General features: G+C 45.9%; 15 protein-coding genes. 4 read left to right on the top strand and 11 right to left on the bottom strand.

Annotated features, from left to right (window positions below):
• The first annotated feature begins 379 nt into the window (after nt 1-379).
• The 3 genes from sepH to ACN08W_RS02485 all read left to right on the top strand — a co-directional run bounded on the left by sepH (nt 380) and on the right by ACN08W_RS02485 (nt 3,755).
• A complete protein-coding gene (gene sepH / locus ACN08W_RS02495) occupies nt 380-1,579 on the top strand; it encodes a septation protein SepH (protein ID WP_419108726.1) in 1,200 nt (399 codons plus the stop codon).
• A gap of 32 nt (nt 1,580-1,611) precedes the next feature.
• Nucleotides 1,612-2,394, top strand: coding sequence for a hypothetical protein (locus ACN08W_RS02490; RefSeq protein WP_419108725.1), 783 nt, complete (start codon nt 1,612-1,614; stop codon nt 2,392-2,394).
• 188 nt (nt 2,395-2,582) lie between these two features.
• The gene (locus tag ACN08W_RS02485; RefSeq protein WP_419108724.1) at nt 2,583-3,755 is read left to right on the top strand and encodes a hypothetical protein; all 1,173 of its coding nucleotides are present in this window, start codon (nt 2,583-2,585) and stop codon (nt 3,753-3,755) included.
• A gap of 48 nt (nt 3,756-3,803) precedes the next feature.
• Here ACN08W_RS02485 and ACN08W_RS02480 read toward each other — a convergent pair whose 3' ends face one another.
• Both ACN08W_RS02480 and ACN08W_RS02475 read right to left on the bottom strand, forming a co-directional pair.
• Nucleotides 3,804-5,030, bottom strand: coding sequence for an alkaline phosphatase family protein (locus tag ACN08W_RS02480; RefSeq protein WP_419108723.1), 1,227 nt, complete (start codon nt 5,028-5,030; stop codon nt 3,804-3,806).
• 5 nt (nt 5,031-5,035) lie between these two features.
• Complete coding sequence (locus ACN08W_RS02475) at nt 5,036-5,614, bottom strand: DUF5998 family protein (protein ID WP_419108722.1); 579 nt, start codon at nt 5,612-5,614, stop codon at nt 5,036-5,038.
• A 206-nt stretch (nt 5,615-5,820) separates the two neighbouring features.
• Here ACN08W_RS02475 and ACN08W_RS02470 point away from each other — a divergent pair, with 206 nt between their 5' ends.
• Nucleotides 5,821-8,424 carry a DNA gyrase/topoisomerase IV subunit A gene (locus ACN08W_RS02470; RefSeq protein WP_419108721.1) on the top strand — a complete coding sequence of 868 codons (2,604 nt, stop codon included), beginning with the start codon at nt 5,821-5,823 and terminating at the stop codon, nt 8,422-8,424.
• A gap of 85 nt (nt 8,425-8,509) precedes the next feature.
• Here the strand turns inward: ACN08W_RS02470 and cydC are convergent, their stop codons facing one another.
• From cydC to ACN08W_RS02425, 9 genes are all read right to left on the bottom strand, one after another.
• Complete coding sequence (gene cydC, locus ACN08W_RS02465; RefSeq protein WP_419108720.1) at nt 8,510-12,172, bottom strand: thiol reductant ABC exporter subunit CydC; 3,663 nt, start codon at nt 12,170-12,172, stop codon at nt 8,510-8,512.
• Between the two features lie 209 nt (nt 12,173-12,381).
• Nucleotides 12,382-13,452, bottom strand: coding sequence for a cytochrome d ubiquinol oxidase subunit II (gene cydB / locus ACN08W_RS02460; protein WP_419106849.1), 1,071 nt, complete (start codon nt 13,450-13,452; stop codon nt 12,382-12,384).
• 18 nt (nt 13,453-13,470) lie between these two features.
• Nucleotides 13,471-15,042 carry a cytochrome ubiquinol oxidase subunit I gene (locus tag ACN08W_RS02455; protein WP_419103044.1) on the bottom strand — a complete coding sequence of 524 codons (1,572 nt, stop codon included), beginning with the start codon at nt 15,040-15,042 and terminating at the stop codon, nt 13,471-13,473.
• Between the two features lie 631 nt (nt 15,043-15,673).
• Nucleotides 15,674-17,779, bottom strand: coding sequence for a DNA gyrase/topoisomerase IV subunit B (locus tag ACN08W_RS02450; RefSeq protein WP_419108719.1), 2,106 nt, complete (start codon nt 17,777-17,779; stop codon nt 15,674-15,676).
• A 253-nt stretch (nt 17,780-18,032) separates the two neighbouring features.
• On the bottom strand, nt 18,033-18,680 hold the full coding sequence (locus ACN08W_RS02445) for an ABC-2 family transporter protein (RefSeq protein ID WP_419108718.1): 648 nt from the start codon (nt 18,678-18,680) through the stop codon (nt 18,033-18,035).
• Between the two features lie 110 nt (nt 18,681-18,790).
• Nucleotides 18,791-19,222, bottom strand: a complete 432-nt coding sequence (locus ACN08W_RS02440; RefSeq protein WP_419108717.1) for an ABC-2 family transporter protein — start codon at nt 19,220-19,222, stop codon at nt 18,791-18,793.
• A gap of 29 nt (nt 19,223-19,251) precedes the next feature.
• Nucleotides 19,252-19,575: an ABC-2 family transporter protein gene (locus tag ACN08W_RS02435; protein ID WP_419108716.1), complete on the bottom strand. Its 324-nt coding sequence runs from the start codon at nt 19,573-19,575 to the stop codon at nt 19,252-19,254.
• Nucleotides 19,568-20,500, bottom strand: coding sequence for an ATP-binding cassette domain-containing protein (locus ACN08W_RS02430; RefSeq protein ID WP_419108715.1), 933 nt, complete (start codon nt 20,498-20,500; stop codon nt 19,568-19,570). Before ACN08W_RS02430 ends, ACN08W_RS02435 begins: the two co-directional genes overlap by 8 nt.
• Before the next feature lie 275 nt (nt 20,501-20,775).
• Complete coding sequence (locus tag ACN08W_RS02425) at nt 20,776-22,161, bottom strand: RNA polymerase sigma factor (protein ID WP_419106847.1); 1,386 nt, start codon at nt 22,159-22,161, stop codon at nt 20,776-20,778.
• Nucleotides 22,162-22,426: the final 265 nt, after the last annotated feature.

Here is a 22,426-nt window from a genome sequence, read left to right as displayed (position 1 = left end):
GTACGTTAGGGAAGTTTCTGCAGTCTGTGGGACAGTGTTACCTTACGTGAGTAAAGACGTGATGCTTTAGTTTCCGGTAACGCGTAGCATTTTTCACTAAATATTGGCTGTTGTCTAGTAAGAAACAGCTATTTTTTACTGTGGAAGCTATCTATTTTTTCTATTGATGATTATTTTCTGAGAAGAACCCTTATTTTTCGCGGGTTTCATGGGTACGCCCTTGAGAATATGTGACTTTTTTTACACCTTATGGTGGCCTTTGAGGTGACACCTCCATATTAAAAACGTATTTTTTAGTTTTTTGAGTGGTTGTTTCCTGCGCGTTATGGGCGTCTCGGGGTAATCTTTTCTTGAACTTTATTGCCAACAAGGAGATAACATGCTTGAGCTGCGACTATCTGGTATCCATGATGACGGTGAGCATCTCGTTTTAGAATCTGCGCAAGGGGAACGTTATATTCTTCCTATTGATCAGAATCTACGCACGAGCATCGCTAAAGCTCGTCGTATTCAGCCTCTTCGTGGTCGCCCTGGCAACGGTGTTTTTGGTCCTCGTGATATTCAGGCACGTTTCCGTCAGGGAGCGAGTGTTGAACAAATCGTTGAGGAATCTGGTTGGGAAGCAGAACGTGTGCGCCGCTATGAGTGGCCTATTCTTGCAGAACGTGCTCATATTATTGCTGCAGCACGCGCGGTGCGTATTTCTCCGGCGGTTCTTTCACACGGTCGTTCCGACGCCCCCGCTCTCTCATTAGATGAGCTCATGGAGCGTGTTGGCGAAAAGTTCAATCTTCCTCTAGAAGACGCTCAGTGGAGCACCTATCAGCAAGAATCTGGGCAGTGGAGCATTAGCGCTGATATTGAGCTCAGTGAACAGGCTCAGCAGCGTATTCCCCAGACCGTCGTTTTCCCTGCACGATGGACGTATAATCCTGCAAATCAGAGTGTCTATGCCTCCAATGAAGCAGCTTATTTTTTGATGGAACGAGCAGATCAAGAAGATGCACCGGTTCCGGGGATGATGTCTCATACTCATCATAAGGAAGATACCCCTGCCTCGGTAGAGGAACCTGTCCAGACGTCAACGGATTCTATAGCAGAGCTTTCTGAGATTTCAGCATCAACTCCAAAAGTAGCTCCTCTTTCAGAAAAACCACAGTCTGTTGAAGGTGCTGGAACTCGTGACTTCGCATCTGCAAGTGAACGTAAACTTGCAGAATTATTGGAGCGTGCCCGTAATAGTAGCGCTCAAAAGGTCACTGTAGTAACAGATTCTGTTGTCTCTTCTACTGATTCAGTACCTCAGAATGTGCAGGATCAACCACAAGCTAACGATGAGGTAGCTACCACAGAGCAGCAATCTGTTCAGAAAAATATTGAATCACAAGATGTATCAGCGATGAGCTCTGATTCGGCTGATATTGAGCAACAGCAAGATTCTGCAGATGAGGTTTCTGCAGATTCTTCTCGTACAGAAAGTCCAGAAACCCCTGCCAAGGCTGAAAGTTCTTCGTCTCGTTCAAAACGCACTTCTGTGCCAAGCTGGGACGACATTATTTTTGGTAATCAGCGTCGTTAACAGTCGCCAGTTAATATATTAGGTATACCCCTATGAGTCATTCTTATTCCCCTAAGCATCTTTCGGATGTTGAAGAACCCGATCATATCCCTGATTTACCGACAGGTCCTAAAGTTACTGAACTCCCCCACAAGAAACATACAAGAACCATGTTTCTTGGGCTTTTAGGTGTCTCTCTTTTGGGACTATCTGTGGCGGCTTTTACGTTCTTCCCCGTAGCAGACCCACCTATCTCTCCTATCTCAGAAGAAGCAACACATGCGGTGACGGATTCACCAAGTGTCAGCGCTACTCCTACCCCAAGATCAACACCGTCCGCAACACCAACCCCTGTATCTTCTTCTAGCCCATCTCTGTCACCGACGCCAACGTTCTCACCGGCACCTGAAGTGCAGGTCCCCCAAGTAACTGAAGAATTTGTTCCGGCTGAGCCTATTGTGCCGGCTGTTCCAGAGACAGTAGAAGAAGTCCCCGAGGTAGAGACTGACCCTGTCATACCTGCTCAGCCTGTTGCTCCAGCGCCGGTTGCTCCAGCTCAACCTGTACAGCCAGCGCCCGCGGCACCCGTGGCGCCTGCTCAACCTGTTGCTCCAGCACAGCCTGTACAGCCAGCGCCTGTAGTGCCTGCTCAGCCTGTACAGCCAGCGCCGGTTGCTCCAGCACAGCCTGTACAGCCAGCGCCCGCGGCACCCGTGGCGCCTGCTCAGCCTGTTGCTCCAGCGCCGGTTGCTCCAGCACAGCCTGTACAACCAGCCCCGCCGGCAAACAATGTTGTGCCTGCACCTATTCAAAATCCTGCCCCAGGACAAGGATAGGCATTCCTCTCTTCTCGTTGTTCAGGTTCGCCATTACTCGTGATTGTTCGTAAGAGATCATACGTTCTCAGGACACAAAGACTCCTATTTTCACTCTGTTATCCGTAGAATGTACTATGAGCGGTAAAGTCTTTAGACTTTGTCTCAATCACTAGCACGTAGAGAGAACCACGCAGATAGGTACGTATATGACCCACCCTAAACATCGCGCTGATTCAGCGGCCTCCGATGATTCTGAACATATAGACCACACATCGGAAGATACTGCGCCGTTAGAAGTACACAAACCTGAGCAGAACGAATCTGATGTAGAAAATCATCAGGCTCAAGGTTCAGACGATGTATCAGTTCAAACGGAACCTATCACAACTATCGCCCAGCCAGGCTATATCTATGTCACAGAGGATTCACTCCACGCAGTAGAACAAGGCGCTGAGGACGATTCTCTCTCACACCAACTGCTCAGAAACGGCACAGTTTTTGAGAAAAAAAGCCTTGCCGAGAAAATCAGGGAACGGAACGAGCAACACGCAGAGGAAAAGGCTCGTAAACAAAAAGAAGCAGAATACCGTGCCCGTCAGGCAGCTATTGCGGGGCTTACTGCACAAAAAGCAGCACAACAGCGCGCTCTCACAACAGGATCACTCAATGAGCGTGATGTTCTTACCCACGCAGCAGAATCTACAGTCGAAGCAACTTCCCGTAAAGGTATCGTATTCGGTGCTTTAGGCGTGGGTGCTCTTCTCCTTGCAGGTATCGCCACCGTCTACGCTTTTAACCACAGCTCAGATAACATCACCCCGACCGACGCTCACACCGTCAAAGAAACCGCTACAACAAGTCCTACCGCTACAGAATCACCTCGGGCAACATTCTCTCCTGCTCCAGCTCCCACTCACACTGTCAAAGAGCCTGAAGTTAAATATCTTAATCCGACACCTGCCCCTGTAGCTCCAGGAACTATTGAGTATGTAGATCCACCCGTACCAGAAGTTCCTGTTGAACAAGCACCACCACCTGTTATCGCACCACAACCACCTGTTGTTCAGGAGCCTGAACCCACTGTTCAGAGCACAACAGCAGAACCTACCCCCTCTGAAGAACCGGTAGAGAGTAGCTCTGCACCAGAGCCAACGACACAAGAAGCTGATTCCACGCAGGAACCAACAGAAGCTACCGTACAAGGACCAACTGTGGCACCGCCAGCCTCGTCCTTGCCGGCTCAGCCTCAGCCAATTCCTTCTGGTCCATCTGTTCCGCCAGCAACACAAGGTGAAGCACGCAATACTGCTCCTGCGACTCCAGCAGGCCCTCAAGAAGCACATGACGTGCCAACGACAGCTCCCGTACAAGAAGGCTAACCGTTTCACTAAGGGAGGAGAACACCTGAGGTGTTCTCCTCCCTTAGTTTATGTTGTAGGTAATACGCGTAGCGGAATAGTCGTCTCTGTTTCGGTTAAAGAACCGTGCTGACCAACCATATCGAAAGCTTGCGGTTTAGCTCGACGTTTATCGTAGAGAGCAATAGGCTCACGGCAAGCAATCAAAATATCACCGATACGAGCGCGTGCTTGATCTCGCACTTCAATACCAAAAAGTCCCTGTTCGCAAGCTTCTTCGGTGTCGATAATCCATGCTTGTTCTCCCCAGCGTTTAGCCCAATCGTTGAGAGTTTTTTCTTTTGCTTCCTTGGAATTGTCTTTCAGGTATAGCTGAACCATACGTGGTTCACCTGCAGTGAGTCTGACATTTTCAATGAGATGTTCATCGGCAGAGTAGTCGTATCGGTGTTCACGATCGATATTGAGCATCCCATGATCTGCAGATAAGAGTAATAGTGTTTGTGCGGGCACTCTTTCTGATAATTTTCTGAGAGAAAGATTCAATTCTTCTAGTTGGTAAATCCATTGGGTGGATCCTGTTCCGAAGCGGTGTCCAGCTTGGTCGATTTCTCCCCAATACATATAGACAAGGGATGGTTTCCTTGATGACAGAAGACTCGTTCCAAGAGTGATTCTTCCAGTTGGTGCTTGAGCGTGGAAGAATTCTCCTCCTCGTAAGCCAAATTGGCTTAGCCCTGATTTTTGGTATCGGCTCAAGGATACGGTTGCGACGTTGCAATAGTTTTCATAGCGTTCAAAGACGGTAGGGTAAGGTTGCCATCGGTGAGGGTCGATGGATGAATCCCAGCCTGAAAGATGATTGACGACAGCGTCATTTTCAGGGTTGCGCACTTCGTATCCAGCAACACCGTGTATCCCCGGTGGTAAAGCGGTGCCGAAAGAGGTGAGGGATGCTGCCGTGGTCGAAGGTATTGCAGAGTGCAGTGTTCCTAAAGAAATGGAATTTTTAAGGAATGGGGCATAAGAGGCATATTTTTGGAGGAGGTCTTCACCGAGCCCGTCTACCATGACAACGCACACACTACGGAATTTGTCGGGGTTGATTCCAGCTTGTTCTAAACGTTGTGCTAACCCGATGGCGTCATGAGCGCCCTCCCCCCACAGAGGGTGAGGGTCAGGTGTGATGGTGCGCTGTTTTACGAGTGTTCCGGCTGATTCGAAAAGATCAGCAATAGTACCACTACCGTATGGTGCGGGTGTTGGCAGGGGTGTTCCGCAATAGTCTGTGAACATTAAGGTTATCTCCCTGCTTCTAGCTGTGCTTTTCTTAAAGCTTGTGCAAAGTTGTGTGCTTGTTTCACGGCGTCTGCTCCGTCAGCTGTTGAGCTAATACGTAAAGAGATGTCTTCACACATCGCTAGGCCAGTATATCCGTGGTTAGCATGGCATTGCGGGTCAGGGCAGTCTGCTGGTTGCAGGTCAAGACGTTGGGAACCTGTCCACGCAATGTTAAGGGACACTTCAGAAGGGAGGGTTCCTCGTTGGTAATCGGAGGAGTCGATATACACGTAGTTCACGGATACGGATTTTAGATGTTCTAAAGAAAAGCTCTCAACGCTGAGGTGTGTTGCAGTTTCATCTGGTTGGTGGTGTTCGTGATCATCGAGGTGTACTACCAGCAAATAGCGTTGTGTGAGCGCTAGTACTGTAATGTGGCGGTGAACGGTACCGTGTTCAAAGTGGGTTTCAAGATGAACGAGGTGGGATTGAGGTTCTTGCCCTATTAACCCATCTATTACCGCGTCTGTTGTCAGCTCTGGGTAAAATCCTAATCTGGTAATGGACTCTTCCAACAATCTAAGACGAGGACTGCTCATATGGGTATCCCTCCAAGGTGTATAAGATATTTATTTATTGTAAACCGTACAGGTTCTAGTTCGTTGGTCATTGTTATGACATTCTTGGCTTTGATATCCTCATGAGCGCATTTGCTGTTGTGTTGGTTCTTTCAAAGGAGAGCATTCTCAGAACCGAACGGTAGAATGTTTAAGACCCTACCCCGTCAGCTATTGAAGAGGTTTATATGGCCCGCCGTGGCACAACTCTGCAGGATGATTACCCTGAAGATATCGTAGAAAATATTGTCGATATTGATGTATCCTCCGAAATGGAAACCAGCTTTTTGGAGTACTCATATTCGGTGATTTATTCCCGAGCTTTACCTGATGCTAGAGACGGTCTCAAACCGGTACAGCGACGCATCTTGTATATGATGCAGCAGATGGGTTTGACCCCTGCTAAAGGTCATGTGAAAAGTGCTCGTGTTGTTGGTGAAGTGATGGGCAAGCTTCACCCTCATGGTGATGGTGCCATCTATGATGCAATGGTGCGTTTAGCGCAGCCTTTTGCTATGAGGATGCCTCTTGTTGATGGTCATGGAAACTTTGGGTCTTTAGATGATGGGCCTGCGGCCTCTCGATATACCGAAGCGCGTATGGCGTCTTCTGCTTTGGCGCTCACCGCAGATTTAGATGAGGATGTTGTCGATTTTGTTCCCAATTATGACAACCAGTTGATGCAGCCTTCTGTTTTGCCGGCCGCTTTCCCTAATCTGTTAGTCAATGGTTCTTCGGGTATTGCGGTAGGTATGGCTACAAATATGCCTCCGCATAATCTTCGTGAAGTTATTGCTGGGGCACGGTATTTAATTGAGAATCCTGACGCTACTCTCGCCCAAATTATGAAGTTTATTCCAGGCCCAGATCTTCCTACCGGCGGAACAATTGTTGGGCTTGACGGCATTAAAGATGCCTACGCTCATGGTCGCGGTATTTTTAAAACTCGTGCTAAAGCTACCATTGAACAGGTGTCTGCTCGGAAACAAGGCATTGTGATTACCGAGTTGCCGTATATGGTAGGCCCTGAAAAAGTTATTGAGAAAATTAAAGATGGTGTCCAGAAGAAGAAACTTCTAGGCATATCTGATGTGGCAGACCTGACAGATCGTAAAAATGGTTTGCGTATGGTCATTGAGATTAAAAATGGCTTTAATCCTCAAGCTGTTCTAGCCTCGTTATACAAATACACGCCTTTAGAAGATTCTTTTGGCATTAATAATGTTGCTCTTGTACAAGGACAGCCTCAGACCCTTGGTCTTTTAGATCTTTTGCGTGTCTACGTTAATCATCGTATTGAGGTCGTTCGCAGGCGTACCGTGTTCCGTCTAGAACAGAAGAAAAAACGTCTTCATTTAGTTGAGGGTCTTCTCATCGCGATTATTGATATTGATGAGGTTATTCAGATTATTCGTTCTTCGGATGAGAGCTCTCAAGCTAAAGCCCGCCTCATGACGGTCTTTGATTTAAGTGAGGTTCAGGCACATTATATTTTGGAGGTTCGTCTCCGCCAGCTTACAAAGTATTCACGGCTTGACTTGGAGAAAGAACGTGATGAGCTACTTCATGCTATTGCCGATTTAGAGGATATTTTAGCTCACGAAAAACGGTTACATACGGTTGTTTCTGATGAGTTACAAGAGGTAGCAGATACCTATGGAACAGACCGACGCACCGTTCTTACTTCAAAAGATCGTCTAGCTGATGAACTCGCTCAGGCCAAAAATTCTTCTGACCAGAAAGTTACACGCGGCAGCTTAGCATTAGAAATTGCGAATGACCCGTGTTGGGTTCTTCTGTCTACAACGGGGCGTATTGGCAGAAGTACGCCGTATCCTGATGGTCTTGTAGCACTTGAAGATTCAACAAAACGTCTCAAACATGATGCGTTAGTGTCAGCAGTTGCAACCAGCGCACGTTCTGAGATAGCAGCGGTAACCTCCTTAGGGCGTATGGTTCGGTTAAACGTTATGGACCTTGTCGTCCTTGAGAATTCTCAAGGTACACCAATACTTTCTAGTGGCGTTCCTTTAGACGAGATTGTTTCGTTAGGGCGTTCTGAAAAGATTGTTGGGTTGGCTCCGCTTCATCAGATTATTGCTTTAGGTACCGCTCAAGGTGTTGTTAAACGAGTTAATCCTGATTACCCGCTCAATGCTGATAGCTGGGATATTATCGCCCTTAAACCTAAAGATCAGGTTGTTTCGGTGTCAGTATGTGCGCACGACAGCGACGTTCTAACATTCGTGACAGAGCAAGCAAAGTTATTGTGTTTCACTGCAGATAAGGTACGTCCTCAGGGCAAAGGTGGTAGTGGTATTGCCGGCATTAAACTCGCTGAAAAAGACCGTGTTATTGCTTTTGGTGTTACCCCTGCGCGTAGTGATGCTGTTGTCATGACGATTGCTCACGGTGGCTCCGAAGATAGTGCCAAAGTTACTGAGTTGGAACAATTCCCTCAAAAAGGACGTGCCACCGGTGGCGTTCGTTGTCATCGCTTCTTATCGGGCGAGTCTTCTTTGACGTTAGCGTTTATTGGTCGTGGAGCGTTAAAGGCAGTAAGCCCCGCTGGTGTAGCAAGGGCTGTACCAACAGAGTTTTCTGCTCGTGATGATTCGGGTATCCCCCTCACTCAATCTATTGCTGCAGTGGGTTCCTCATATCAACACACTCAGTGGTTATTGCCAAACACCGGAACAGAGACGAAGGATGACCCTTCTGTCCCAGAGCACAGCTCTCAAAAGGCGTCAGCTGAAGCTGAGTTGCCCCTTGAAGGAACTCTCTTCTCATAGAACATCACGTATTTCTGGCACAAGAATGCCGTGGTTGCTCAGTTTCGTAAGCAACCACGGCATTCTTGTATCTACGAGAGTTTATTTAGGGTGATAACTCAACGATACGGTCACAGGCTTGAATATCGTCGCGACGGTGTGACACGAGAACCACAGCTGGAGGTATCTGAAGACCAGAATCAGGCCGTGCAACATGTTTCATCGTATCCACATCTATTTTGGTTCCACGAGATACTTCTGCAATCAGGGCACGTGCTGCTGGAGCGTCTAAATGCGCAGTCGGCTCGTCCATAAGAAGTAGTGGAGACTGCGTCAATAGGGTACGAGCAATCGCAATACGCTGGCGTTGACCGCCAGAGACATACGAACCGCCAGCTCCTACAGGAGTGTTTAGACCTTCAGGCAGAGAACGTACGAAGTCTCCTAGCCCGACTCTATCCAGAACAGAGTACATGTCAGCTTCACTAGGCCGGTTTTTCGCAGAAGCTGCCAAGGCAAGGTTATTCGCAATCGAAGATTCGAAAATATACGCAGATTGTGGACACCATGCAGCATAACCACGTAAATCAGCACTTTCGAGTGTCTGCCCGTTAACACTAATTGACCCATTCTCTACAGGTAAGAATCCCAACAATGTTGCCAGAGCAGTAGTTTTACCGGCACCAGAAACACCGGTAATGCCGAGCCATTGCCCAGAACTAATCGAAGCGTTAAGTCCTGTAAAAACAGGTTCTTTCATGCCGGGCCAACGAGTTGCAACATTTTCCATCGTCAAAGTAATGGGTGTTCCTAGACGTTGACGAGTTTGTGCAACATCGGTTGCAGTGTTCTGAACTGAGTTTGTTTCCACGAGAGGGCGCATACGTCGTACAAGTTCAGCAAGTGCAGGCCATCCTCGTACAGCTTCAATATGTCCGGCGGTGCTTTCTCCCATTGCGGTGCACATTAAGAGAATGATTGCGACAAGCGGACCTGTCAATTCTCCAGAGCGAACTTGTGCCCATGTGATGACGATAGTTCCTAGAGCCGCGCCCCACCACGTCACGATGGTAAGAGCATGTCCGAAGCCACTAGCCTTTGAACCTGCAAGGATTGACTCAACATTACGTTGGTCTTTTTCTTTGAAGGCTGCAGTCGCAAGGTAGTTGAGCCCATTGGCTCGAAGGTCAGCGGCAGCGTCAAGGGTTGAGACCCCTAAACGTAATAATTCTGAGGTTGAGAATCGGGCAATAGCGTCAGCGCGATGATCAGTGTATCGAACCAAAGCCGGTATGACGACGGTAGAAATAACCGCTGCACACAGAATAATAGGAGTAGCAATAGGGGCAACGCTTAAAGTAACGACGACCGCCAAAATCATCACCGTCAGGTGAGAACCTACTGGAAGAATCACACGCGGTAAAGCGTCGCGTAGTTCGTCAATATCTCCAACAAGACGGTTAAGAATTCGGTCGCCACGAAGAAGCGAACGCAAAGATAGCACGGTTCTTCCGGCAGAATCCCATGCTCTTACTCGCAAGAAGTTCGCTGCTTTGAGCACAAGATCGTGGGTGCGTAAACGTTCTACATAACGAGTGCAGGCTCGCCCAAGTCCAAAGAACCGTACTCCGACGATGGCGACCATGAGGTACATAATGGCAGGCTGTTCTGCGGCTCGTACGATGAGCCAGCCAGAAAGTGCCGTCAGCATGATAGAAAATGATAATGCTAGAGCAGACAGGATAATAGGAATGAGGCTCTGTTTAAAAGTGATACCGGTCAGTGAACGAATATCTCTCAACGTTTGAAGGGAAGAACCATATTGTTGCCGGTATGCCCCCGTATCAGGACGGTGAGGCTTTTTCTCTGCTGTTTGCGGGCTCTCGGCGGAATGCTGTCGTAGAGATTCTTTGAAGCTCTCAACGTTCCACCCCATGGAAGTACTACGACTCATGGTCCATGATGTTGCGGTTCCGCGTTCGTCCGTTGTAGCGTCAAGGCGGAAGTCTGTTCGCCGTGCAAGGTCTTCGTCATGGGTGACGATAAGTAAAGTAGCGCCCGTGGTAGCTAAAGCTGCCAATGAAATATTGACGCGGTCTGAGGCGATTGCATCAAGGTGAGCTGTTGGTTCGTCTACAAGTACGGTGACCTTTTCCCCCACACGTTCTAAAGCATCAACACGTGCTAATGCCCGTGCAATGGCTAGACGGCGCATTTGTCCGGCGCTCAAAGATTCTGGTGCAAGGTCGGCGAAATCTTCTAACCCCACAACTCGTAGGTATTGACGGTATCGTTCACGTCCGCGGGCAGATAGAGAAAGTGGTCCGGTTTCGCTCAAGAGTTTGAGTACGGCGGCAAAGTCTTCTTCACTATCAACGACGGCGGGGAATCCGTAAAGTGCAACTTCGTTAATCACTGAGGTTGCGATAAAGGCTGGTGATTGGCTGACCCATACGATGGATCCGGTACCGCTGACTTCACCACTGACCTGTAGGGGTTTGCGAGATCCGGTAGGGATTAGCCCGTCAGCGACAGAACCGTTGATAACCCCCAATAAGGTAGATTTTCCGCAACCAGAAGGTCCGGTAATGCTGACGGTACTTCCATGCGGAACGGTAAAGCTCACGTCGTGTAGAACTTGGCTTCGTCCGGGATATGTGACGCAGACGTTTTGGATGCTTAGTTCTTCTCCGTCAAAGAAGGTTTTCTCTTCGGGGAGAGGACGGTCGATGATACTCTGGGCACGTCGTAGAGCGGCTACGCCATCTTCAGACTGATGGTAGGCGCTACCTACGTCGCGTAATGGCTGATAGCATTCGGGAGCTAAAAGTAATGCTAGTAGTGCTACGTCTAGACCCATATTTCCGTGGACTAGGCGTACGCCGATGAGCACCGCAATGACGGCGATAGAAATGGTGGTGAGCAGTTCAAGCCAGAAAGATGAAAGAAACGCTGAGCGTAGGGTGAATACTGTTGTTTTGCGATAACGCTCCCCTAGTTCTGCTAGAGCTTTTGATTGGGCACGAGCACGTCCAAGTCCAACGAGCACAGGCAATCCTTTGACAAGCTCTACAATATGGTCAGACAGACGCAGTAATTCTTGTTGGGCTTTTTCAGTGTCTTTTTTCGTGGTTTTGCCGATGAGTACCATGAAGACTGGAATGAGGGGCAGCGTCGCGATAATGACGATGGCGGAGGTTAAGTCGTAGAAGCCCAGTACACAAAGAATCATGATGGGGGTTACCGCGGTGCTAACAAGTGCGGTAAGAGTTTTGGTGTAGTAGTCGTCGATAGCGTCGAGCCCTCGAGAGATCAGAACTGCTGTTCCGCCAGTACCATCGGGGGTGTCTACTCCTCCGGTGGCAAGGACTCTTTCAACCAGTTGTGCACGGATAGTTGATTTTGTTCCGGTGGCTGCACGTTGCGCGAAATAGCTCAGCGCCCAGTCGCTTGCTGCACGTAATACTAGTGCGATGAAAGCAACGAGTAACAGCATCATAACGGTTGGTTTTTGCCCAAAAGTTGCGAGCCAGATACCGTCTAGGTGGGCTTCAGCGTTGCCACCAAAAACTGCTTGCTGACGGTCATAATCACTGGTGAAGATTTGGTTACGGTGTATCGCAGCATAGGTGAGTCTAGCCATGTAAGCGATAGCTGTACCAAGAACGGCGGCAAATAGTACTGTCGCACTCGTTTTTATGATGGTGATGAGCGCAAAGATGCCGAGGTTAGTTGTGGCGTTGGGCCCCAGTGGAGGACGCTTATCCATAGGTAACGGTGAACTTTCGGGTATGAAGGTATAGACAGATGTTCTTTTGAGTCTACCTTTGAAAAATATATTTTTCTGGTGAATGGGCAGAAGGTTTTATTGTGATGTCAATGATGGGGTGGTAGATGAAAGCGGGTGCGTCTATGGTTGATAGACGCACCCGCTTTTTTGTGAAGGAATGAGATATCTCGTTCCTTCTGAACCAGTGTTTAGTGGCTTCCCTTAGACATAGTTGCTAGCTCGGTAGCATCATGTGCGTCAGGGATATGTTCTACTGTCATGCGTTTGCGGAACATGTAGTATCCCCATGCCTGATACAAAATGATGAAAGGCAACATCAAACATGCTAGCCACGTCATGATAGTCAAGGTATAGGGAGAGCTTGAGGCATTAGCAATATTCAGGCTGTAAGCTGGGTCCAATGTTGAGGGGAAAACATTGGGGTATAACGCTAGGAAGATAGCTAGAGCACCAGTCGTGATGAATAGTGAAGTTCCGACAAAGGTCCAACCTTCACGTCCTGCACGTGCTTTAAGGTATGCAAATGCACAGCTAATGACAGCAAAAATAACCATGGCCCAAGAGAGTATTCCGGAGCTCATGCCGGTGAATTGTAGGTAAAGCACCCAGATAACACAGGGCAGAACACCTAATGGCATGAGCCGTACTAGTGTTTTACTTGCACGGTAACGTACTTCTCCGTCTGTTTTGAGGGCGATAAAGGCAAGCCCCTGTAGATACGAGAAGAGAACAATTCCGAGTCCACCGATATAGGTGAAGGGGTTGAACACCCATGTGAAGGCTCCAACAACGTCGCCGTTCTCATTGATCGGCAAACCGGTGGAGGTAATTCCGAGCAGTGCACCAACGAGGAAGGCAATGAAGAAGGAAGATACGGAGATGGATGCATTCCAGAAGTTGACCCATTTTTCGCTATGGTGTTTTCCGCGGTAATCGATAGCGACGACTCGCAAGATGAGGAATACGAGTGCTAGGGTTAGCGGAATGTAGAGCGCGGAGAAGAGTGAAGCGTACCAGAAGGGGAAAGCTGCAAAGGTTGCGGCACCTCCGGTTACAATCCAGACTTCATTTCCATCCCATACAGGGCCGATGGTGTTGAGAAGAAGTCGTTTTTCTTTTTCATTTTTTGAAAAGACTTTTGACATCATCATGCCGACTCCGAAGTCAAATCCTTCGAGGATGAGGTATCCAATCCAGAATACGCCGATGATGATGAACCATATGGTAGGAAGCAGAGGCTGGTCAGCGAAGATGTTCATAGTGTTCGTCCTCTCTTCTTAGTATGCAAACGCGAGGACGTCGCGTTTTTCATCGTGGTTGGTGTCTTCGTCGTCTTCGAGTAGTTCAGGCATGGATGCCACGATACCGGAACGAACGTATTTGGTGAGCAGGTATATCTCAACGATTGCAAGGACTCCGTAGAGTAGTCCTAGTGTAATCAGTGAGAAAAGAATGGTTCCTGCTGATACTTCTGGTGAGACACCGGCAGCGGTGAACATCATAACAGCGGTGTCGCCTTGGAAGTTTGGTGCAACAACGAATGGTTGACGTCCCATTTCGGTGAAAATCCAGCCAGCCGCATTGCCAAGGAACGGGAACCATAGTGCTACAAGCTGTAGGTTCTTAATACCGTTGGATGCGGGAACTGTGCCGGTACCGTTTTTGCGGGTTATCCATAGCGCGTAGATAGCCATCAATGCGCTCATACCACCGAGGGTGAACATGCCACGGAAGCCGTAGTAGGTAACTTCAACCAGCGGTGTGTATTGAATTTCTTGTCCTGCGTACTCGCCGTAGACTTCTGGCTGGTTAGGGTAGTGAGTTCCTAGCTGTTCGCGGTATTCCTTGAGGAGGGTTTCGACGCCGGGTACTTCTTCTGTGAAGTTTTCGTGAGCAAGGAAGGAAAGCAGACCAGGAATTTTTAGGACAGTATGGATATCTGCACAGTTCTGGCTACCGGGGTTGGTGCTGTAGGAGAAGAGGGAGAACGCTGTGGTGTCTTCGCAGGCGGCTTCTGCAGCTGCCATTTTAAGTGGCTGTTGTTGAATCATCAGCTGGGCTTGTGCGTGGCCGGTAAAGGCGGTTCCGAGGAATCCGACGAGGGCTACGATTGCACCAAAGCGTAGGGCGTAGCGCCAAGCGTGAAAATCTTCTTTGTCGCGAACGCCTTCAGCGCGCTCACCGATGACAACTTTTCCGTCAACGACGGTGTCGATTCCGTCTTTACGGCGTTTCCAAAGATGCCACCAAGAGATACCGACGAGGAAGGCTCCACCGACGAGGAGTGCACCGGTAATAACGTGTGGGACGGTGAGTACCGCGGTGATGTTAAAGAGCACGGCGAGGATGTCGGTCATGACGGGGCGTCCGTCAACCATTTCTACACCGACGGGGTGTTGCATCCAAGAGTTTGCTACAAGGATGAAGTATGCGGAGATCCAGGTACCGATAACGGCGATGGTGATAGTCCATGCGTGAATTTTAGGTGAGAGTTTACCCCAGCCGAAAATCCATAGTCCGATGAAGGTGGATTCGAAGAAGAAAGCAAAGAGGCCTTCCATTGCTAGGGGGGCACCGAAGACGTCGCCGACAAATCGTGAGTAGTTGCTCCATGCCATACCGAATTGGAATTCTTGGACGAGGCCTGTTGCGACGCCCATGGCAAAGTTGATCAGGAAGAGTTTTCCCCAGAATTTGGTGAGACGTTTAAATCGTTCACTTCCAGTTTTGACGTATTTCCAGTGGAAGTACGCGACAAGAGGGCCGAGACCTAGTGTCAGAGGCACCATGAAGAAGTGGTATACGGTGGTGATGCCAAATTGCCACCGTGCTATAAGTAGTGGATCCACTGCTTGTATCCTTTTATAAACCTTAATGTGTGAGCCGTGAGTTGTTGAGACTCACGCTTTATCACATTTAGATTACGGTGTGTTGCAAGGTTTGTCTTATAGTCGTTTACACCCTGTCATTTACTCTTTTAAGTTGGGGACTTGACGTTGCTCTAAAGGTTATTTTCACAGTAAGCACTTTTTATGTTCTGGGCTTTTTTCAACAATTGACAACACTCCCCTAAGTATCAATATTTACCCTAGTCAAATAGCATTATTTGGGTGTTTCAAAAAGTTTTCAGCCAATGAGAAAAAGTAGATTTGAAACTATCTCGTAAAGATTTTCCACCCATATATTGACACCTTTATATAATCTGTCATGAAACACCATAGAGAATAGTGGTGATTTTTTTCATAAAAATTATTGCACTTTATCTCTACTCAAACACCAGCGTGTCGCAAAGTAAAAGGACGCAAGCACTTATCCACGCGGACCAAGAAGCCCTAAACGAGCAACACTCTCGCGCTCTAAAAATAATTCATCGACAGAACGACGCACATACTCTCGAGAAAAATCATCCTCTAACAATCCCGGAACAATCTGCCATTACCCTCGAGAACACAACACAGGAAAAGAACAACAAGACACTAACTACACATCAATTTGGTCATCAGATAATTTATGGGCACTGTTAATAATAAATTCCTTGCGAGGAGCAACCTCTGAACCCATCAACAAAGAGAAAGCCTGCTCAGCAGCTTGCGCATCTTCAATGCGAATACGACGCAACATTCTATGGCGAGGATCCATCGTCGTCTCCGCGAGCTGGTCAGCATCCATCTCACCCAACCCTTTATATCGTTGAATCGGCTCTTTATAGTTCTTTCCTTCATCTTCTAAACGGCGCAAAAGTTCTTCTAACTCACGTTCAGAATACGTATAAATCATCTCGTTAGCCCGTCCACGATGAATGACTTCAACTCGATGCAACGGAGGCACCGCAGCATAGACTCGACCGGCTTCAACCATAGGGCGCATATAACGATAGAACAAGGTCAAAAGCAAAGTACGAATATGTGCGCCGTCAACGTCAGCATCCGTCATCATCACAACCTTGCCGTAGCGGATACTTTCGACATCAAAGGTTCGACCAGAGCCTGCACCAAGAACCTGAATAATTGCGGCACATTCAGCATTAGCTAACATATCCGTCAGTGAAGCTTTCTGAACGTTCAGAATCTTTCCGCGAATCGGCAAAAGAGCCTGATAACTTGACGAACGAGCCAGACGCGCTGTTCCTAGAGCAGAGTCTCCCTCAACAATAAAAAGTTCAGAACGAGCGACATCGTGAGAACGACAATCCACAAGTTTCGCGGGCATAGAACTGGTTTCTAAAGCATTTTTTCGCCGCTGAGTCTCTTTATGAACTCGCGCTGAGATACGTGATTTCATCTCAGCCACAACTTTTTCGCTTAAGGAATGAGCCTGCTGTTTATCAGCACGAGCTGTCGCTTTAAGTTTCTGGGCTAGTTGAGTACTCACAATTTTCGAGACAATCTGACGTACCGCAGAGGTACCAAGAATCTCTTTTGTTTGTCCTTCAAATTGCGGTTCCGCTAAACGAACAGTGAGTACCGCTGTTAGTCCAGCAAGAATATCGTCTTTTTCAAACTTATCTTGAGCACCAACTTTATATTTTCTGGCATTATCACTCAGATGTTTTCTAAAGGTCTTCAAAAGCCCTTGTTCAAAGCCTGTGAGGTGAGTGCCGCCTTTAGGGGTAGAAATAATGTTAACGAAAGAACGAACAGTTGTGTCATATCCAATCCCCCACCGCAGGGCAATATCAACTTCACATTCACGTTCCACTTCTTGAAGCTGAGAATGTCCTTCTTCATCCAGAACAGGAACAGTTTCAGTAAAGGTGTCACGCCCTTGAAAACGCCAAATATCTGTCACAGATGAATCATGCCCAAGATACTCAACAAATTCAGAGATACCGCCATCATGGTGGAACACTTCTTCGTAGGTGTCGTGTTCGCCGGGAGTGCCAGCTAGCCGACGTTCATCACGAATGGCGATGCGTAGACCCGGAATGAGAAATGAGGTTTGGCGAGCACGCTGAGCAAGTTCCTGATAACTGAACTTTGCATCTGGTGTAAAAATCTGTGGATCAGCCCAGTAGCGTACGCGGGTTCCGGTCACACCTCGTTTAGCCTTGCCGATAACAACTAAGGAATCGTTTTCTTTTTGTGAAGGGGTAAAAGAGGCTTGTGGTGTTGGTGTCCTCCCGTCTTTAAACACTCCAGGGATGCCGTGACGGAAACTCATTTGGTAGGTTTTCCCACCACGGTCTACTTGCACATCTAACCGGCTTGATAAAGCATTAACAACGGAAGCGCCGACACCGTGCAGACCACCAGAGGCAGCATAGGAGCCTCCACCGAATTTTCCACCAGCATGAAGTTTGGTGTACACCACTTCCACACCGCTCAGTCCGGTGCGAGGTTCGATATCGGTCGGGACACCTCGCCCGTCGTCACGAACTTCTACTGAGCCATCACGGTACAGAACAATGTCGATGGATTGCCCGTATCCGGCAAGAGCTTCGTCTACAGAGTTATCAATAATTTCCCAGAGGCAATGCATTAAACCACGAGAATCGGTTGAACCGATATACATACCGGGGCGTTTACGTACGGCTTCGAGCCCTTCGAGGACGGAAAGGTTTCGAGCGGTATATGAAGAGGTTGCCACGGTATTCTCCTCGAAAGGTCCTTATTTGAGAAATATATGCATGTACTAAGTATCTATAAGGCAAAGCCTACAAGCTGCAGTTCATAACTATAACATTACAGAGACATCCTAGTCGCATACTGTTCATCGTCTAAAGCAGACAGAGGGAAAATCTTAAGAGCGCTATTTTCGCACTAGTATCGTTTCATCTAATAACCACAAAATATTTTTATAGACAACAACTTATCGCATTAAATATTTTTTCTCTCCCATTTTATAAAAAAAATACTGAAAAAGAAAAGAATAAAATTGAAGCCAGAACGGAAGATAGATATAAATATATATTCACTTTTCCCGATAAATAAGCGCCTGGAATATAACCAATTAAACCCACTGGAATTATAGTTAACAAAATACCTCTAACCCAAGAAGGAAAAATGTTAAGAGGAACTTTAGACAACTCATCCAGTCTCTCAAAAATTATTAATAGACCTAAGCTATTAAACTGCCAAAATGAAACAGACATCACTATAATGTAAAAAGAAAAGTAAATTAAAGTACCCATTACCACCGAGATAAAGAGTACCAAGAGAAATAAAATGTTTGAAACAGCGTACCCCTTTACAAGCGATAAACAAATCAGAAATACCCCAATAAAGAACTCTCCCCAAAGTTCACTATTAATTTTAGAAGAAGATAGTATCACCAAAGAGGGAACTGGCATATTAATTATATTATCGTATTGCCCTGTCCTAACTAGCTGAGGAAGATCTAGAATACCTGAAAAAAAGATGTTCCATAAACCTCTAGACGAAATCACAATCCCTAAGACTAAAACCCAATCAGCATAACTCCACCCAGCAACAAAATCTATCGAGCTAAAAGTAATAATATAAACGAGTGCCCCAGAAAGAGCTTGCAAAAATGTTCCTATATTACTTAGGATAAAATTAAATTGGTGGGACAAGTTCGATACATAACTTGACATGAACTGAAAATACATTACCTTAAGTATAAAAACAATCATGAAAATCATCCACCATTAAATACTATTCTTTTTCTTAGGAACTTTAATAAAAATAAAGATATTAACGAGAGTAATAAACACCAAAAACCGGATATCAGCAATCCTTCACCACTATAGTCATTAACGCCTATAAGAATAGCTGTTGGCTCATAATAGATATATTTAAAGGGCATAAACTTAACAACATCTTGAATGTAACTGGGATAAAAGTCTAATGGAATAATTGATCCACCAAGTAAAGCTATAACAGAGTCCCTCAGCTCGTTAACGCCATCGATTTTTTGAATCTTAAATGATAATATAGACACTATAACTGACACAAAAAAAGCAATCAAATATCCAAAAATATAATAAAGAATACTAATGATATAAAGCTCTATACTAAATGAAAAAATAAATACATTAGTAAAAATAAAGGGGTAAGAAAAAGAATCCAAACGACTGACCTACCTAATACTCGCGCTAACTAAAATAATATAATAGAGTTAGGCTGAATAAGATCTTTAACAATTGATCCATCTTTTACCCTTTGTTCAACACTACTTGCAAGAAAGAACCCCGGTAATATAAAAGACCAAAATCTCACAATAACCACGTAAAGAATAATATTTTCTAAGGTAAACCCATTGATATACTCATATTCACGATAAACGTATGTCCAAAGAATATACTGGATAGCTACCAGAAGTGTTGGTCCTATAATCAACAAAAGCGAAGAAAACTTATATTTAAATACAGTTTTTATTTCACAGTGTAAAATATAAATAAATAAAAATATTTTTTTAACCATGTTTTTTATGCATGTCGAGCACTATATCAGATAAACAAGGAGATTCTATTTTCATATCGACGATTTCTCGACCAAAGGGGATTAACTTGACAAGGTCGGAAATACTTTCCTTAGCCCCTATTTCATATTCAAATACAGATTCAGACACCAAAGAAATTTTACTGTCATCGAGGGTTTCATGATGGGATATAGGGGCATGTTCGATTCGTATTTTTCTTTTCTCTCTGTACTTTGATTTAATTTCTTTTACAGTTGAGTGTTCAATAATATTTCCAGAATCAATAATCATTATTTGGTCACAAATAGTTTCAACATCTTCAAGATCATGACTAGTAAAGATAAGAGTCATGCCATATTTTCTCTGCATATCAGATATAGTTTCTAAAATACTTACGCGGGATACAATATCAAGGCCCAATGTCGGTTCATCTAGAACTAATAGATCTGGACGAGGTAATAAAGTAGAAATTATTTCGCTTTTAACTCTATTTCCTGTTGATAAAGTTCGTATAGGATTTTTATTGTTGATATCAAAAGATAACTTATCAGATAAATAATCGAGATCAGACTTCCATTGTTTTTTAGGTATCTTATAAATAAGTGAAATCATTCTGAAAGTATTAATAGGAGGAAGGTCCCACCATAGCTGACTTTTAAGAGGTGAAAGATACCCTACTCTATGAGAAATTTTCTTCCGATCGGTTAAAGGGTTATAGCCGTTTAAAAGAATAGTTCCAGAAGTCGGAGCCAAGACTCCAACGAGCATCTTGAGTGTAGTTGATTTTCCTGATCCGTTTAAACCAATATACCCTAAAGAATCACCGGCGTTGAGTTCTAGGTTTAGAGAAGATAGAGCAACTATCTCCTTATCTTTCGAGCCCTTATCTTTATAGACTTTCCTCAAGTCCTTGGTTTGCACTTTCATCAGATACCTAAAAACAGTAGTTAAGAATCACATATTTCGAAGCACTAATCTACGCACGCTCTCACTGTTGGATTCCCCAATAGGCTTATACTAGTGAGTTGAAACACATAGATAGATTCCGTTAAATCTATCACGAGTGCATGAATTTTTGTCAACTAAAGATGAAAAATACTTATTTTATTTTAGAAACAAAGTTAGGGGGTTCTTCCTCAACCTAAATCTCAGGTTGAGGAAGAACCCCCTAACTTTCATTAGTTTTATTCCAAATATTATTTTTAGTCTAGGTAGTCTCGTAGTACCTGAGAACGTGATGGGTGACGAAGTTTAGACATCGTCTTAGACTCAATCTGACGGATACGTTCACGGGTTACACCATAAACTTTACCGATTTCATCGAGAGTTTTAGGCTGCCCATCTGTCATACCAAAGCGCATGGCAACTACTCCTGCCTCACGTTCAGACAAAGTGTCTAAGACAGAATGAAGCTGTTCTTGCAATAGTGTAAAGGACACTGCATCAGCAGGTACAACGGCCTCTGAATCTTCAATCAAATCGCCAAACTCTGAGTCTCCGTCCTCACCCAAAGGCGTGTGCAAGGAGATAGGTTCACGTCCGTACTTCTGTACTTCAATAACCTTCTCTGGAGCCATATCGAGTTCTTCACCTAGCTGTTCAGGGGTAGGTTCGTGACCTAAATCCTGAAGCATCTGACGCTGCACACGAGCCAATTTGTTAATGACTTCAACCATGTGCACAGGAATACGAATGGTGCGCGCTTGGTCAGCCATTGCACGGGTAATAGCCTGGCGAATCCACCATGTTGCGTACGTTGAGAATTTAAAACCTTTAGAATAATCAAACTTTTCAACAGCACGGATTAGACCGAGGTTTCCTTCTTGAATCAAGTCCAAGAACAGCATTCCTCGTCCGGTGTAACGTTTCGCTAGAGATACGACCAAACGTAGGTTTGCTTCAAGAAGGTGGTTTTTGGCACGACGTCCGTCGTGGATGACCCAACGAAGTTCTTTTTTAAGCTCACGGTCCATTTGTGGGTTTTCTTTGAGCTTATGTTCTGCGTAAAGTCCAGCTTCAATACGCATCGCAAGGTCTACTTCTTGCTCAGCGTTCAGAAGAGATACTTTACCAATTTGTTTGAGATAATCTTTGACGGGGTCAGCGGTTGCGCCGGGTGCGATAACGCGCTGGGCAGGGGCGTCGTCTTCATCATTTGACGTAAGAACAAAGCCGTTACGTTTAGCAGCAGTTTCTTCGGTCTGCTTCTTTTCTTCTTTTTTGGCGTTCTCTTCATCATCGACGTCCTCATCGAGGTCATCGGTGTCTAAAATTTCATCGCTGACGTCGATGTCGAGTTCTTCGGCTTCGATGTCTTCGTCGAGAATTTCGTCTTCTTCGTTCGCAGCTTTTTTAGAAGTTGCTTTGGTTTTGGTGCTCTTTGTAGTAGAAGTTTTCTTAGTTTTGCGCTGAGCTTTAGGTTGAGTGCCTTCAGTTTCTTCTACAGCAGTAGCTTCGTTAGGTTCTTGAGCAGCCTTAGCAGTTTTAGCGGTTGTTTTAGTCCGAGTAGTTTTTTTCTTTTGAGCAGTAGCGGTTTGTGTAGCGTTTTCTTCCGCTTCATCAACCTTCTTACGTGCAGCAGGTGACACAGAGTACCTTTCTATTTGACAGACTACAGACAGTGGGGGTGTCTTGTAGTCAAAACACCTAAGACCCTGTCAAGTCTGCTTATCACGATAAGCATCATCAGACGAGGGTTCTACCATAGATAACAATGGTCATCTGTAGATTATTCCAACTCGTTGATACTGTCTTATCGCAGACTCGTACGGGGTCAGTAATAGAGTATGTCAGATATTTACGGCTCCTTGCGGTAGGTTATCGGTGTGGCGTTGATTCTGTTTTTCATAATTC

This window comes from Rothia sp. CCM 9419 (genome assembly GCF_048512815.1).
Taxonomy (GTDB): Bacteria; Actinomycetota; Actinomycetes; order Actinomycetales; family Micrococcaceae; genus Rothia.
Note: the sequence above shows the minus strand (reverse complement) of the source record. Positions and strands in the feature narration are given on the sequence as shown.